General features: G+C 64.5%; 12 protein-coding genes. 9 read left to right on the forward strand and 3 right to left on the reverse strand.

All coding sequences use genetic code 11. From position 1 onward, the window contains the following. Positions 1 to 62: 62 nt before the first annotated feature. Positions 63 to 2261 carry an ATP-dependent DNA helicase DinG gene (gene dinG / locus ACOWVD_RS18340; RefSeq protein ID WP_015377137.1) on the forward strand — a complete coding sequence of 733 codons (2199 nt, stop codon included), beginning with the start codon at positions 63 to 65 and terminating at the stop codon, positions 2259 to 2261. Here the strand turns inward: dinG and ACOWVD_RS18345 are convergent, their stop codons facing one another. After that, complete coding sequence (locus ACOWVD_RS18345) at positions 2262 to 2696, reverse strand: Lrp/AsnC family transcriptional regulator (protein ID WP_033633772.1); 435 nt, start codon at positions 2694 to 2696, stop codon at positions 2262 to 2264. A gap of 136 nt (positions 2697 to 2832) precedes the next feature. Here ACOWVD_RS18345 and ACOWVD_RS18350 point away from each other — a divergent pair, with 136 nt between their 5' ends. Beyond that, positions 2833 to 3741: a DMT family transporter gene (locus tag ACOWVD_RS18350; protein ID WP_172574579.1), complete on the forward strand. Its 909-nt coding sequence runs from the start codon at positions 2833 to 2835 to the stop codon at positions 3739 to 3741. 3 nt (positions 3742 to 3744) lie between these two features. On the opposite strand, the gene prpR is transcribed toward ACOWVD_RS18350, so the two are convergent. Further along, on the reverse strand, positions 3745 to 5331 hold the full coding sequence (prpR, locus tag ACOWVD_RS18355) for a propionate catabolism operon regulatory protein PrpR (RefSeq protein WP_164095304.1): 1587 nt from the start codon (positions 5329 to 5331) through the stop codon (positions 3745 to 3747). Between the two features lie 244 nt (positions 5332 to 5575). Between prpR and prpB the strand changes: the two genes are divergently transcribed. The 4 genes from prpB (at position 5576) to ACOWVD_RS18375 (ending at position 9874) form a co-directional block, all read left to right on the forward strand. Further along, entirely contained in the window at positions 5576 to 6466 is an 891-nt protein-coding gene (prpB, locus tag ACOWVD_RS18360; protein WP_164095305.1) for a methylisocitrate lyase, read from the forward strand. Between the two features lie 33 nt (positions 6467 to 6499). Continuing rightward, positions 6500 to 7663 carry a bifunctional 2-methylcitrate synthase/citrate synthase gene (prpC, locus tag ACOWVD_RS18365; RefSeq protein WP_004939298.1) on the forward strand — a complete coding sequence of 388 codons (1164 nt, stop codon included), beginning with the start codon at positions 6500 to 6502 and terminating at the stop codon, positions 7661 to 7663. 50 nt (positions 7664 to 7713) lie between these two features. Beyond that, a complete protein-coding gene (locus ACOWVD_RS18370) occupies positions 7714 to 9165 on the forward strand; it encodes a bifunctional 2-methylcitrate dehydratase/aconitate hydratase (protein ID WP_004939290.1) in 1452 nt (483 codons plus the stop codon). A gap of 79 nt (positions 9166 to 9244) precedes the next feature. Beyond that, on the forward strand, positions 9245 to 9874 hold the full coding sequence (locus tag ACOWVD_RS18375; protein WP_025302070.1) for a LysE family translocator: 630 nt from the start codon (positions 9245 to 9247) through the stop codon (positions 9872 to 9874). On the opposite strand, the gene ACOWVD_RS18380 is transcribed toward ACOWVD_RS18375, so the two are convergent. After that, a complete protein-coding gene (locus tag ACOWVD_RS18380; protein WP_004939285.1) occupies positions 9871 to 10710 on the reverse strand; it encodes a helix-turn-helix transcriptional regulator in 840 nt (279 codons plus the stop codon). The two genes, ACOWVD_RS18375 and ACOWVD_RS18380, sit on opposite strands and share 4 nt — an antisense overlap. Before the next feature lie 99 nt (positions 10711 to 10809). Between ACOWVD_RS18380 and ACOWVD_RS18385 the strand changes: the two genes are divergently transcribed. Genes ACOWVD_RS18385 through ybiB form a run of 3 tightly spaced genes read left to right on the forward strand, consistent with a single transcriptional unit; the run spans position 10810 to position 13919 of the window. Next, positions 10810 to 12234 (forward strand): MFS transporter, encoded by a 1425-nt coding sequence (locus tag ACOWVD_RS18385; RefSeq protein ID WP_049239868.1) that lies wholly within the window; start codon positions 10810 to 10812, stop codon positions 12232 to 12234. 57 nt (positions 12235 to 12291) lie between these two features. Beyond that, positions 12292 to 12921, forward strand: a complete 630-nt coding sequence (locus ACOWVD_RS18390) for an FMN-binding negative transcriptional regulator (protein ID WP_049239869.1) — start codon at positions 12292 to 12294, stop codon at positions 12919 to 12921. Between the two features lie 38 nt (positions 12922 to 12959). Next, complete coding sequence (gene ybiB, locus ACOWVD_RS18395; RefSeq protein WP_049239870.1) at positions 12960 to 13919, forward strand: DNA-binding protein YbiB; 960 nt, start codon at positions 12960 to 12962, stop codon at positions 13917 to 13919. Positions 13920 to 13923: the final 4 nt, after the last annotated feature.

Genomic DNA, 13923 nt, shown 5'->3' on the forward strand with positions numbered 1-13923 from the left:
GGCTGACGTCGTCGGCGGTCTGTGGGACAATAGCGCCATCATTTCGTTTAGATAAGAGTTGAATGGCGCTCTCCTCCGCAGTTAAAGATCAGATTGGCCAGTGGTACAAAGCCCTGCAGCAGCAAATACCGGATTTTATTTCCCGCGCGCCCCAGCGCCAGATGATCGCCGAGGTGGCCAAGACGCTGGCCGGCGACTACCCGCGCCATCTGGCGATCGAGGCGCCGACCGGCGTCGGCAAAACGCTGTCTTACCTGATCCCGGGCATCGCCGTCGGGCGGGCGGAGAGCAAGCCGCTGGTGGTGAGCACCGCCAACGTGGCGCTGCAGGATCAGATTTACAGCAAGGATTTGCCGCTGCTGAAGAAGATTATCCCCGATCTGAAATTTACCGGCGCCTTTGGCCGCGGGCGTTACGTCTGCCCGCGCAACCTGGCGGCGATGAGCACCGACGTCAGTCAACAGGGCGATCTGACGCTGTTCCTCGACGACGAGCTGGCGCCGTCCAGCGGCGAAGAGCAGGCGCTGTGCCAGAAACTGACCAAGGCGCTGGCCCGCTTTGAGTGGGATGGGCTGCGCGATCACTATCAGCAGAGCATCGACGATCCGCTGTGGGCCAAGCTGAGCACCGACAAGGCCAACTGCCTGGGGCGCAACTGTCACTACATTCGCGAATGCCCGTTCTATATCGCCCGCAAAGAGATCGAGAGCGCCGACGTGGTGGTGGCCAACCACGCGCTGGTGATGGCGGCGCTGGAGACGGAATCGGTGCTGCCGAACCCGAAAGAGTTGCTGCTGGTGCTGGACGAAGGCCACCATTTGCCGGAGGTGGCGCGCGACGCGCTGGAGATCGACGGCGAAATCACTGCGCTGTCGACCAACCTGCAGCTGGACATGATCGTGCGCCAGGTCGAACAGTGCATGACGCAGTACCGGCCGAAGAATCCGCCGGGGCTGGCCAACAGCGAACGGCTGAAAAACCATTGCGAGGAGCTGCGCGAACTGGTGCAGATCTTCGAGCATCAGGTCAGCGCCTACCTGCCCGGCGACAGCGTGGCCGCCGAGCACCGTTTTGAAATGGGCGAGCTGCCGGCGGAGATGGTGGAGAGCTGCGCGCGGCTGTTTAAACTGACCGATGCATTGCGCGGGCTGGCGGAGTTCGTGCTTAACGATCTTACTGAGCAGACCGGCAAGCACGACATCATGCGCCTGCACCGCGCCATCCTGCAGATGAGCCGCACGCTGGGCTATCTGGAAGCGATGAGCAAGCTGTGGCGGCTGGCGGCGCTCGACAAGTCGTCCAATGCGCCGATCTCCAAATGGGTCACGCGCGAACTGCGCGATAACGTCACCCATCTGTATTTGCACTGCGTCGGCATCCGCGTCAGCGATCAGCTGGAGAAGCTGCTGTGGCGCAAGGTGCCGCACGTGGTGGTCACCTCGGCCACGCTGCGTTCACTGAACAGCTTCGCGCGTTTGCAGGAGATGAGCGGGCTGAGCGAGAAGGCCGGCGATCGCTTCGAAACGCTCTCTTCGCCGTTCAATCACGTCGAACAGGGCAAGATTGTTATTCCGCAGATGCGCTATGAACCGGCGCTCGCCAATGAGGCGGAGCACCTCGAGGAGATGGCGCGGTTTTTCCGCGCCGAGCAGGCGAGCGGCAAGCACAAAGGCATGCTGATCCTGTTCAGCAGCCATCGGGCGATGCAGACTTTCCTCAGCTACGTGACCGATCTGCGGCTGATGCTGCTGGTGCAGGGTGACCAGCCGCGCTACCGGCTGGTGGAAGAGCACCGCAAGCGGGTGGAGAAGGGCGTCGCCAGCGTGCTGGTGGGGCTGCAATCGTTCGCCGAAGGGCTGGATTTGAAAGGCGAACTGCTGACCCAGGTGCACATTCACAAAATCGCGTTCCCGCCGATCGACAGCCCGGTGATCATCACCGAAGGCGAGTGGCTGAAATCGCTGAAGCGCTATCCGTTCGAAGTGCAGAGCCTGCCGAGCGCCTCGTTCAACCTGATCCAGCAGGTCGGCCGTCTGATCCGCAGCAACCAATGCTACGGCGAGATCGTGATCTACGATCGCCGGTTGCTGACCAAAAATTACGGTTCGCGGCTGTTGGCGTCGCTGCCGGTGTTCCCGATCGAGCAGCGCGCGGTGCCGGAGGCCGACAAGGCGCATCTGGCGGCGCTGAAATCCGCCGCCGACGCGGCCAAAAAAGAGAAGAAGCGCGGCAACCCGTTCGCCCGCAAGCGGCGGCGTTAATCAGAGCAGCGGCGGCAGGCGGCGCTTGACCGGCGTGGTTTTCACGATCGAGGTGTTGCTCTGCGCATGCTCGGCCAGCCGATCGAGGGTGTGGTCGAGCTGTTCCATCGAGTGCGCCACCAGCCGCACGATAAAGCAGTCTTCGCCGGTCACCTTATCGCATTCGACCACTTCCGGGATCGCCTGAATCAGCTGCTCGACCTTCTTCAGCATGCCCGGCAGCGGCTTGATGCGCACCAGCGACTCGAAGGCGTAGCCCACCGCCTGCAGATTGACGTTCAGGGTATAGCCCTGGATCACGCCGTTTTCCTCCAGCCGCCGCAGTCTTTCCGACGTGCTTGGCGACGACAGGCCCACCTGCGCGCTCAGCGTCTTCAACGATGCGCGCGCATCGTCCGCCAGAATGGTCAGGATTTGGCGATCGATATCATCCATAACGCCTCCGTTAGGTGTTTTCATTATTATAGCTGCGAGAAAAAGGCAGTTAAGCATATCTGCCTTTTTTATGCTATGGAAAGCCGCCCGGCGAAGCCGCAAGCTATATCTCTGGGCAAGCTTCGAGGAACGCAGAATGAATGCAGAGATAAAACGCGGATCGCTGGAGATGGCGGCGGCGATGTTGATTTCCGGCTCCATCGGCTGGTTTGTGTTGATGTCCGGCCAGCCGGTTATCAACGTGGTGTTTTGGCGCTGCGCGGTAGGCGCGCTGGTGCTGCTGGCGGTGTGCGGCGTATTGGGGCAGCTGCGGCGCGATGCGCTGACGCGCGCCACGCTGCTGCTGGCGATCGCCGGCGGCGTCGCGCTGGTGATCAACTGGCTGCTGCTGTTCGCCGCCTATTCCTACGCGTCTATCTCCATCGCCACCGCGGTGTACAACACCCAGCCGTTTATGTTGGTGGGGCTGGGGGCGCTGTTTCTGGGGGAACGGCTGACCGCTCGCAAGCTGCTGTGGCTGGGGCTGGCGTTCGGCGGCATGATGCTGGTGGTGCTGGCGCAGCCGCGGCAGGCGGGGGAGCAGAGTCATTATCTGGCGGGCATCGCGCTGGCACTCGGCGCGGCGTTTTTCTACGCCCTGATGGCGCTGGCGGCCAAGCGGCTGAAGGGCACGCCGCCGCATCTTATTGCGCTGATCCAGGTGACGGTGGGGGCGGTGATGCTGTTGCCGCTGGTGGATTTCCACGTTTCGGCCAGCGTGGGGCAGTGGGGGATGCTGGCGACGCTCGGCGTGCTGCACACCGGCCTGATGTACGTGTTGATGTACGGCGCCCTGCAGAAGCTGCCCACCAATCTGATCGGCTCGCTGTCGTTCATCTACCCGATCGCCGCTATGCTGGTGGATCGCCTGGCGTTTGGCCACCGGCTGTCTGTGTGGCAGCTGCTGGGCGCGGCGATCATCCTGCTGGCGGCGGCGGGCATGAACCTGCTGGGCGAGCGGCGAGTGCGGCTGCTGCCGGCCTCGGACGGCCGGCGCGCCGGCTGATGCTCAGCGCGGTTTTTTCAGCCGGCGCCATAAAGTGGTGCGGCTGATCCCGAGCAACCGGGCGGCAGCGGCGTGGTCGCCTCCGCACTGCGCCAGGGCTTCGTGGGCGGAGACGGGCGCCGCCGGCGTCTCGGGCGGCGGCGCCACCGCCAGCTCCGGCAGCAGCCACTGCAGGGTCTCGCCGCTCGGCGCGACGCCGGTGCTCAGCATCAGCGCCACCCGCTCCATCATGTTGCGCAGCTCGCGCAGGTTGCCGGGCCAGGCGTAATGACTGAGCGCGGCGTAACAGCCGGCCAGGGCGGTGCGCAGCGGCTCCGTCAGCGGCACGTCGAGCGCCGCCAGCGACTGTTTCAGAAAGTGTTCCGCCAGCATCGCAATATCGTCGCCACGCGCCCGCAACGGCGGCAGCTGCAGCCGCAGGGCGCTCAGACGGTAAAACAGATCGGCGCGAAAATCGCCCTGTTGAATCGCCTGCTCCAGGCGATTGTGGGTGGCGCTGATAACGCGAAAATCGACCGCCACCGGCTGTTGCCCGCCGACTCGGGTGATGGTTTTCTCTTCCAGCGCCCGCAGCAGCCGGGTTTGCAGGTGCAGCGGCATTTCGCCGATCTCATCCAGAAACAGGGTGCCGCCGTTGGCGGTTTCCAGCAGCCCGCGTCGGCCGCCGCGCCGTGAGCCGGTGAAGGCGCCTTCCTCATAGCCGAACAGTTCCGCCTCCAGCAGCGATTCGGCGATGGCGCCGCAGTTGATGGCGACGAACGGCGGCGTCGCGCCGCGCCGGGAAAAGTATTCGCGGTGGATCGCCTGCGCCGCCAGCTCTTTGCCGGTGCCGGTTTCGCCTTCGATCAACACCGCCGCCGGCGATCGGGCGTACAGCATGATGGTGCGCCGCGTCTGCTCCATCTGCGGGGAATCGCCCTGTAAATCGCTCAGCCCATAGCGCGGCTGCAGGGTATTGCGCGCGGCGTAGTCGCCGCCGCGTTTGGCGCCGCCCAGCATCAGGCGCGTCACGTCCAGCGCGTCGCTGAAGGCGGCGCGCAGGGTGGCGGCGGAATAGAGAAAAATGGCGGTGAGCCCGGCCTCTTCCGCCAGATCGCTGATGAGGCCGGCGCCGACCACGGCCTGAATGCCGGCGGCTTTCAGCTCGGCGATCTGGCCGCGCGCGTCCTCTTCGGTGACGTAGCTGCGTTGCTCCAGCGGCAGATCGAAGGTTTGCTGGAACTCCAGCAGCGCGGGCAGCGGCGTTTTGTAGGTGATGACGCCGATTCGATCGGCGGTTCTGCGCGCCTTGCTCAGCGCCTGCAGCAGGTCGAAGCCGCCGGGTTTGACCAAAATGACCGGCACCGACAGGCGGCTTTTCAGGTAGGCGCCGTTGGAGCCGGCGGCGATAATGGCGTCGCAAGGCTCGGTCGCCAGGCGAGCGCGGATATGCTGCACCGCCTCCTCAAAGCCGAGGCGGATCGGGGTGATGACCGCCAGATGGTCGAACTCGAGGCTGATATCCCTGAACAGGTCGAACAGGCGAGTGATGGAGACGGTCCAGATCACCGGTTTGTCCGGCGTGCGGGACGGCGTGATGTGATCGCTCATGGTGGGTTACCGAATGAAAGTGGCTGCATTAGGTGTAGCCTTGTTTCATTCATGTTTCAAATATGCCGAGTGAAACCGCGATTGAAACGTTAACTGAAACGTTTTTTATCGCTTGGTCTGCCCAATGGCGACGCGAATTTTATAACTCACTTATTTTTATCGCTTTTAATTTTTTCCCCGCCAAAGTGCAACCTGGCCCGCCCCTTGCTCTGTCTGTTCCATCTAGCTAATCGGAGAGAACGTCATGACGCTGCGCTCACCCGGGCTCGCCTTTCGTCAGGCCCTGAGTAAAGAGAAACCCCTGCAAATCGCCGGCGCGATCAACGCCAACCATGCCCTGCTGGCCCAGCGGGCGGGGTTCCAGGCCATCTATCTTTCCGGCGGCGGCGTGGCGGCCGGTTCGCTGGGGCTGCCGGACCTGGGCATTTCGACGCTGGACGATGTGTTGACCGATATTCGCCGCATCACCGACGTCTGCCCGCTGCCGCTGCTGGTGGATGTCGACAGCGGTTTCGGCGCATCGGCGTTCAACGTCGCCCGCACGGTGCGCGCGGTGAGCAAGGCCGGGGCGGCGGCGCTGCATATCGAAGATCAGGTCGGCGCCAAGCGCTGCGGCCATCGGCCCAATAAGGCCATCGTTTCCACCGAAGAGATGGTGGATCGCATCAAGGCGGCGGTGGATGCGCGCAGCGATCCGGACTTCGTGATCATGGCGCGCACCGACGCGCTGGCGGTGGAGGGGCTGGAGGCGGCCATCGAGCGTGCTCAGGCTTACGTGGCGGCCGGGGCCGACATGCTGTTCCCGGAGGCGATCACCGAGCTGGGCATGTACCGCCGCTTCGCCGAAGCGACGCAGGTGCCGATCCTCGCCAACATCACCGAATTCGGCGCGACGCCGCTGTTCACCACCGACGAGCTGCGCAGCGCCCGGGTGGATATGGCGCTGTATCCGCTGTCGGCCTTCCGGGCGATGAACCGGGCGGCGGAGCGGGTGTACCGCGCCCTGCGCGAGGAGGGCACGCAGAAAAGCGTCATCGACACCATGCAGACCCGCAACGAGCTGTACGAAAGCATCAACTACTATTTGTTCGAAGAGAAACTCGACGCTTTGTTCGCTCGCAAACGCGACGAATAAGCGCCATTCACGCAGAAGTCAAATGAGGACAGTATGAGCCAAGCGATCCCCCCGCAAAGCCCGACTGGCGTTAAGCCGAAAAAATCCGTGGCGTTATCCGGCGTGCCCGCCGGGAATACCGCGCTGTGTTCCGTAGGACGCAGCGGCAACGATCTGCACTATCGCGGTTACGACATTCTCGATCTCGCGCGCCACTGCGAGTTTGAAGAGGTCGCCCATCTGCTGATCCACGGCAAGTTGCCCAACCGCGACGAGCTGCAGGCCTATAAACACCGTCTCAAAGCGCTGCGCGGCCTGCCCGCCAGCGTGCGCACGGTGCTGGAGGCGCTGCCGGCGGCGTCTCACCCGATGGACGTGATGCGCACCGGCGTTTCGGCCCTCGGCTGCACCCTGCCGGAAAAAGAACAGCACGGCGCGGCCGGCGCACGCGACATCGCCGATCGGCTGCTGGCGTCGTTGGGATCGATGCTGCTCTATTGGTATCACTACAGTCACAACGGCGAGCGCATTCAGCCGGAGACCGACGACGATTCCATCGGCGGCCACTTCCTGCACCTGCTGCACGGCGCAGCGCCTTCCGCCAGCTGGGAACAGGCAATGCATGCGTCACTGATCCTGTACGCCGAGCATGAGTTCAACGCCTCGACCTTCGCCGGCCGGGTGATCGCCGGCACCGGATCCGACGTCTATTCGGCGATCGTCGGCGCCATTGGCGCGCTGCGCGGGCCGAAGCACGGCGGCGCCAACGAGGTATCGCTGGAGATCCAACAGCGCTATGAAACGCCGGACGAAGCGGAAGCCGACATTCGCCGCCGCATCGACAACAAAGAGGTGGTGATCGGCTTCGGGCACCCGGTGTACACCGTCTCCGATCCGCGCCATCAGGTGATCAAAGAGATCGCGCTGCGCCTGTCGCAGGAAGCGGGCGCGATGAAGCTGTATGACATCGCCGACCGGCTGGAAAGCGTGATGCGCGACACCAAAAACATGTTCCCCAACCTCGACTGGTTCTCGGCGGTGTCTTACCACCAGCTGGGGGTGCCTACCGAAATGTTCACGCCGCTGTTTGTCATGGCGCGGGTGAGCGGCTGGTCGGCGCACATCATCGAGCAACGGCAGGACAACAAAATCATTCGCCCGTCCGCCAACTATACCGGGCCGGAAGCGCGGGCGTTCGTACCGCTGGATCAGCGCTGAGCGCCGATCGTTATCGTGTCGTTTTCACTATGGAGCCTTTGGGGATCATGATGCTTGAGTCTGCCAACACCGGCCGTCCGCCGTTCGATCGCGAGATGGTCGATATCGTCGATTATGTGATGAAAGAGGCCGTCGATACCCCGGCGGCGTACCGCACCGCCCACTATTGCCTGCTCGATACCCTCGGCTGCGGGCTGGAGGCGCTGAGCTACCCGGCCTGCAAGAAACTGATGGGGCCGGTGGTGCCGGGCGCCGAGGTGCTGAACGGCAGCCGGGTGCCGGGCACCCGCTTCCAGCTGGATCCGGTGCAGGCGGCGTTCAATATCGGCGCCATGATCCGCTGGCTCGATTTCAACGACACCTGGCTGGCGGCGGAGTGGGGCCACCCGTCGGACAACCTGGGCGGGATCCTGGCGGTGGCCGACTGGCTCTCGCGTCAGGCGGTGGCGGCGGGCAAAGCGCCGCTGACCATGCGGCAGGTGCTGATCGCCATGATCAAGGCGCACGAGATCCAGGGCTGCCTGGCGCTGGAAAACGCCTTCAACCGAGTGGGGTTGGATCACGTGCTGCTGGTGAAGGTGGCGTCCACCGCGGTGGTGGCGCAGCTGCTCGGCCTGAGCCGCGAGGCGATCCTGAACGCGGTGTCGCTGGCGTGGGTGGACGGGCAGTCGCTGCGCACCTACCGCCACGCGCCGAACGCCGGCACCCGCAAATCCTGGGCGGCGGGGGATGCGACCGCGCGCGCGGTGCGGCTGGCGCTGATGGCCGCCACCGGCGAGATGGGCTATCCCTCGGCGCTCACGGCGCCGACCTGGGGGTTCTACGACGTCTCGTTCAACGGCGAACCTTTCCGCTTCCAGCGGCCGTACGGCGCGTATGTGATGGAGAACGTGCTGTTTAAAATTTCGTTCCCGGCGGAGTTCCATGCCCAGACCGCCGTGGAGGCGGCCATGACGCTGCACCGCCAGATGCAGGCCGCCGGCAAAACCGCCGCCGATATCGCCAGGGTGAGCATCCGCACCCACGAGGCCTGCCTGCGCATTATCGACAAGCAAGGGCCGCTGGATAACCCGGCGGATCGCGATCACTGCATTCAGTATATGGTGGCGATCCCGCTGCTGTTCGGCCGGCTGACGGCGGCCGATTACGAGGATCGGGTGGCCGAGGATCCGCGTATCGACGCATTGCGCGGCAAGATCCACTGCCATGAAGATCCCGCCTTCACGCGCGATTATCACGATCCGGAAAAACGCTCGATCGCCAATGCGCTGACGGTGGAGTTCACTGACGGCAGCCGTCTGGATGAGGTGGCGGTGGAGTACCCTATCGGCCATGCGCGGCGGCGCGAAGCGGGCATCCCGCTGCTGATCGAGAAGTTCAAAACCAACCTGGCGCGCCAGTTCCCGGCCCTGCAGCAGCAGCGCATTCTCGAGGTGTCGCTGGATCGGCAGCGGCTGGCGCAGATGCCGGTCAACGAGTACCTCGATTTGTGGGTGATCTGACGCGAGCGGCGCTGACAAGCCACGTCGGCGTCGCTATGATGGAGGCTCCATCCCCGTCCGTCTTCTTATCAGGTGATTCATGATTGATGCCGCAACGCTGTTGTTGTTTTCCGGCGCCTGCGTGGCGCTGGCGCTGACCCCCGGCCCGGATATGCTGCTGATCGCTTCGCGCAGCGTCAGCCAGGGGCGGCGCGCCGGTTTCGCTTCGCTGGCGGGCATTCAGCTCGGCACTTACTGCCACGCGCTGGCGGCGGCGCTGGGGTTGTCGCAACTGTTCGTGGCGGTGCCGCTGGCTTACGACGCGGTGAGAATGTTGGGCGCGGCCTATCTGCTCTATCTGGCGTGGAAAACGCTGCGATCCGGCAGCAGTCTGCAGGCTTCCGCCGGGTTGCAGGCGGTGCCGACCGCGCGCATTTTCCGTCAGGGATTGTTCACCAACATCCTCAACCCGAAGATGGCGCTGTTCGTGTTGGCGCTGTTCCCGCAGTTTATCGATCCGCGCGCCGGCTCGGTGGTGGTGCAGATGCTGGCGCTGGCGACGGTGCTGAATCTGGTCGGCTTGCTGATTAACGGCGGGGTGATCCTGGCGGTCAGCGGCATGAAAAGCCGTTTCGCCGGCCGCCGCTTCAGCGCCCGTTGGCCGAACTATCTGCTGAGCGGCGTGTTCGCCGGGCTGGCCTGCAAACTCATTTTCGACAGCCGTCGTTAATCTTCGCGCAGCAGCGCTTCAAACGCCGCGCTGGCCGGTTCGTCCGGCAGCGCGCTGTACATCACCAGCCGCAGGTGGTTCTCTTCGTCGACGATGAAAGAGGCGTGGTCAAAGGTGACCGGGCCGATCTCCGGGAGGGTGAAGCTGCGCCGCCCCTGGCAACGTCCGTGAATATCATGCTGCCGCCAGAGCTGGCGGAACTGCGGCGATACCTGCTCCAGCGCCTGTACCCGTTGGCGCATCACCTCATCCTCCGGCGCACGGGCGTAGTCGCGGCGGAAGCTGGCCAGGATTTGCGGCGCCTGCGCCCGCCACTCCAGCAGGCGCGCATTGAGCTGCGGATCGGCAAACAGCATCCACAACATGTTGCGCTCTTGCGCCGGGCGCTCGCCGATGGCGAACAGCCGCTGCGCCGCCGGATTCCAGGCGATGATGTCCCAACTGAGGTTCATGACGTAGGCCGGCCGCAGCGTCAGGTCGTCCAGCAGGCGCCGCACCAACGGCGAAACCTGGCACCACTGATGGCCGACCGGCACCGGCGGGCGCTGATGCGCCAATAAAAACAGGTGGTAGCGGCCGGCGGCGTCGAGCTGCAGCACCCGCGCCAGATTTTCCAAAAACGTCACCGACGCATTGATTTCCCTGCCTTGCTCCAGCCAGGTGTACCAGGTGAGGCCGACGCCGGCCAGCGCCGCCACCTCCTCGCGCCGCAAGCCCGGCGTGCGGCGGCGGCTGCCGCTCGGCAAGCCGACTGCCTCCGGCGACAGTTGTTCTCGCTTTTGCCGCAGAAAATCCCCCAGTTCGTGGCGGGTGCGTTCGAGGGTGCGTGGGGGCATGTCGGCCATCCTGTTGCTGTTAGTAATAGTATAAATGGCTATATAGTAACAGTTTAAACTCTATTCCATACTGCGACCATCATAATCTCTGGAGGTGGTATGGAACATTCATTATCTGTTGAACGGCGGGGATTGCCCGGCCTGCCGGTGCTGCTGTTGGGCGGCTTCGTCACGGTGTTCGATCTGTTTGTGGTCAACGTGGCGGCGCCGGTGATCCAGCAACAGTTCGCCGCCGATTTCGCCGGTATCGGTTTGATCGTCGCCGGTTATGAACTGGCGTTTGGGGTGCTGTTGATCGCCGGTGGGCGTCTGGGCGATCGCTTCGGGCGTCGGCGTCTGTTCAGCCTCGGCATGCTGGGATTCACGCTGAGTTCCCTGTTGTGCGGACTGGCGGGATCGCTCAGCCTGCTGATCGCCGCGCGTATCCTTCAGGGGGCGGCGGCGGCGCTGTTGTTCCCGCAAATTTACGCCTTGATGCGGGTGCTGTACGCGCCGCAACAGCGGCGGCGCGCTTTCGCCTGGCTGGGCATGACACTGGGGTTGGCGGCAATCTTCGGCCAGATCCTCGGCGGATTTATCATCGAGGCCAACCTGTTCGGCAGCGGCTGGCGCATGATCTTTTTGATCAATTTGCCTATCGGCGCGCTGGCGCTGTGGGCGGCGCGGCGCATTCCCGAATCGCGGGTGGCGCAGGCGCAGCGGCTGGACGGCGTCGGCCTGTGGCTGGCGGCGGCCGGCCTGTCGCTGTTGCTGCTGCCGTTGCTGGAAGGCCCGGCGCGCGGTTGGCCGTGGTGGATCGCGCCGATGTTGGCATTGGCGCTGCTGACGCTGTGGGGCTTCCTGCGTTGGGAACGCCGCCTGGCGCAGCGCGGTGATGATGCGGTGCTCGATCCGGCGCTGTTCCGCCAGGCGGGCTTCGCGCCGGGTATGGCGGTGGTGCTGGCGATTTATGCCACCGCTTCCTCGTTTTTCTTGTGCTTCGCGCTGCTGCTGCAGGCGGGGGCGGGGCTGACGCCTTTTCAGGCGGGCAGCCTGTTCGCCCCGGCCAGCGCGGCCTTTATGCTGGCCTCGATGTTGGCGCCCCGGCTGACGCTGCGTTGGGGCAACGGCGTGCTGAGCGTGGGCGTGGCGATTTACGCCGCCGGGTTGGCGCTATTGATGGCGCAGGCGCTGTGGGGGGCGGCGCTGGCGCATCCGCTGCGGCTGCTGCCGGGGTTGGTGGTGTTGGGATTCGGCCAGGCGCTGAGCATGACGCCGCTGCTGAATCTGGTGCTGGGTTTGGCGCAGGAGCGGCAGGCGGGCATGGCGGCGGGTCTGGTGGCCACCGTGCAGCAGGTGGGGGGCGCGCTGGGTATCGTGGTCAGCGGCGTCGGTTTTGTGCCGCTGTTGGCGAGCGGCGGCGCGGCGGAACGCTATGCCCAGGCCTTTGCCGGTGCGATGCTCTGTAATTTGGTGGCGATGGGCGTCGCCCTGATCTTGTTAAACCGGATCACTCGAAATACTCAGAAAGCGGATCTTAAGTAGGCCGCCGGCGGGTGCTTTACTGTCGTCATCATGAGAGCGCGATAAGGAGCCACACTGATGTTTCAACCCGCCGCATTTCGCGAAGACGATCTGGATGCCCAACTGGCGTTGGTGCGCGCCCACCCGCTGGGGCTGTTGGTCAGCCACGGCAAGCAGGGATTGACGGCCGATCCGCTGCCGTTTGTGGCCGATGTCGAACAGGGGCAGATCCGGCTGCGGGCGCACCTGTCGCGCGCCAACGAGCACTGGCGACGTTTGCAACAGGCGGCGGAATGTCTGGTGATTTTTCAGGGCCAGGAGGGCTATGTGTCGCCCGGCTGGTACCCGAGCAAGCGCCAGACCGGCAAGGTGGTGCCGACCTGGAATTACAGCGTGGTGCAACTGCATGGCGTGCCGACGGTGACGGACGACCCGGCCTGGCTGCGCCGCCAACTGATCGATCTCACCGCGCAGCAGGAAGGGCGGCGTCCTGAACCCTGGCGGCTCGAGGATGCGCCGGCCAACTACATCGCCGCACAGCTTAAAGGCATCGTCGGTATTGAGATCGCCGTCACCCGGCGCGAAGGCAAATGGAAAATGAGCCAAAACCGCAGCGCCGAGGATGCCGGCGGGGTGATCGCCGGGCTGCGCGATGGCGATGAAGCGCAGCGGCGACTGGCGGCGGAGGTTGAGCGGCGGCGCGGATAGGGTATGCTAACCGAAGAGTGGGCTGAGGGAACCTTCGGATGGATTACACCAAAATTATCAAAGAAATAGGCCGCGGCAAAAACCATGCGCGCGATCTGGATCGACAGACCGCCTTTGAGCTGTATCAGGCGATGCTGGCCGGGGAGGTCCCCGAGCTGGAGTTGGGCGGCATTCTGATCGCGCTGCGTATCAAGGGCGAAGCCGAAGAAGAGATGCTGGGTTTTTACCAGGCGATGCAACAGCAGGTCTTGCCGTTGCAGGCGCCGCAGGGGAGGCCATTGCCGGTGGTGCTGCCGAGCTACAACGGCGCGCGCAAGCAGGCCAACCTGACGCCGCTGCTGGCGCTGCTGCTGGCGAAAGTGGGCCTGCCGGTGGTGGTGCATGGCGTGCTGGACGACAGCACCCGCGTGACCAGCGCCGAGATTTTCCGCGCGCTTGGGCTGCCATGGTCGGAACAGACCGCTCACGCCCAACAGCGTCTCGATAACGGCGAGGCGGTATTCATGCCAGTTTCCACGCTGTCGGCGCCGCTGGCGCGGCAACTCGGGCTGCGTTGGCGCATGGGGGTGCGCAACAGCGCCCATACGTTGGCCAAGCTGGCGACGCCGTTCGGCGAACAGGATGCGCTGCGCCTCGCCAGTGTCTCACACCCGGAGTATGTCGGCCGGGTGGCGTCGTTTTTCCGTCAGATCGGCGCCCGCGGGCTGTTGATGCACGGCACGGAAGGCGAAGCCTACGCCAACCCGTTGCGCTGCCCGCAGATTCACCATATCGTCGGCGGCGAACAGCGCATCTTGCTGGAACGCACCTTGCAGGATGAAACGCCGCTCTTGCCGGCGGCGAAAGACGCGGAAACCACCGCGCGCTGGACCGAGCGCTGCCTGGCCGGCGAGGTGGCGATCCCGCTGGCCATTCAGCGGCAGATCGCCTGTTGTCTGGTGGCCGCCGGCGAGAGCGAGACGCTGGAGCAGGGGCTGCAGCGCCTGCATCAGGCCTGAGCGC

The sequence above is a fragment of the Serratia sp. SA088 genome, assembly GCF_049065515.1.
GTDB lineage: Bacteria > Pseudomonadota > Gammaproteobacteria > Enterobacterales > Enterobacteriaceae > Serratia > Serratia nematodiphila.

Excerpts from the sequence above, each read along its gene's own strand:
- prpR (WP_164095304.1), bottom strand. The coding sequence starts at position 5,331 with ATGAGCGATCACATCACGCCGTCCCGCACGCCGGACAAACCGGTGATC.
- ACOWVD_RS18350 (WP_172574579.1), top strand. The coding sequence starts at position 2,833 with ATGAATGCAGAGATAAAACGCGGATCGCTGGAGATGGCGGCGGCGATG.
- prpC (WP_004939298.1), top strand. The coding sequence starts at position 6,500 with ATGAGCCAAGCGATCCCCCCGCAAAGCCCGACTGGCGTTAAGCCGAAA.
- ACOWVD_RS18380 (WP_004939285.1), bottom strand. The coding sequence starts at position 10,710 with ATGCCCCCACGCACCCTCGAACGCACCCGCCACGAACTGGGGGATTTT.
- dinG (WP_015377137.1), top strand. The coding sequence starts at position 63 with ATGGCGCTCTCCTCCGCAGTTAAAGATCAGATTGGCCAGTGGTACAAA.
- prpB (WP_164095305.1), top strand. The coding sequence starts at position 5,576 with ATGACGCTGCGCTCACCCGGGCTCGCCTTTCGTCAGGCCCTGAGTAAA.
- ACOWVD_RS18390 (WP_049239869.1), top strand. The coding sequence starts at position 12,292 with ATGTTTCAACCCGCCGCATTTCGCGAAGACGATCTGGATGCCCAACTG.
- ACOWVD_RS18345 (WP_033633772.1), bottom strand. The coding sequence starts at position 2,696 with ATGGATGATATCGATCGCCAAATCCTGACCATTCTGGCGGACGATGCG.
- ACOWVD_RS18385 (WP_049239868.1), top strand. The coding sequence starts at position 10,810 with ATGGAACATTCATTATCTGTTGAACGGCGGGGATTGCCCGGCCTGCCG.
- ACOWVD_RS18375 (WP_025302070.1), top strand. The coding sequence starts at position 9,245 with ATGATTGATGCCGCAACGCTGTTGTTGTTTTCCGGCGCCTGCGTGGCG.
- ACOWVD_RS18370 (WP_004939290.1), top strand. The coding sequence starts at position 7,714 with ATGCTTGAGTCTGCCAACACCGGCCGTCCGCCGTTCGATCGCGAGATG.
- ybiB (WP_049239870.1), top strand. The coding sequence starts at position 12,960 with ATGGATTACACCAAAATTATCAAAGAAATAGGCCGCGGCAAAAACCAT.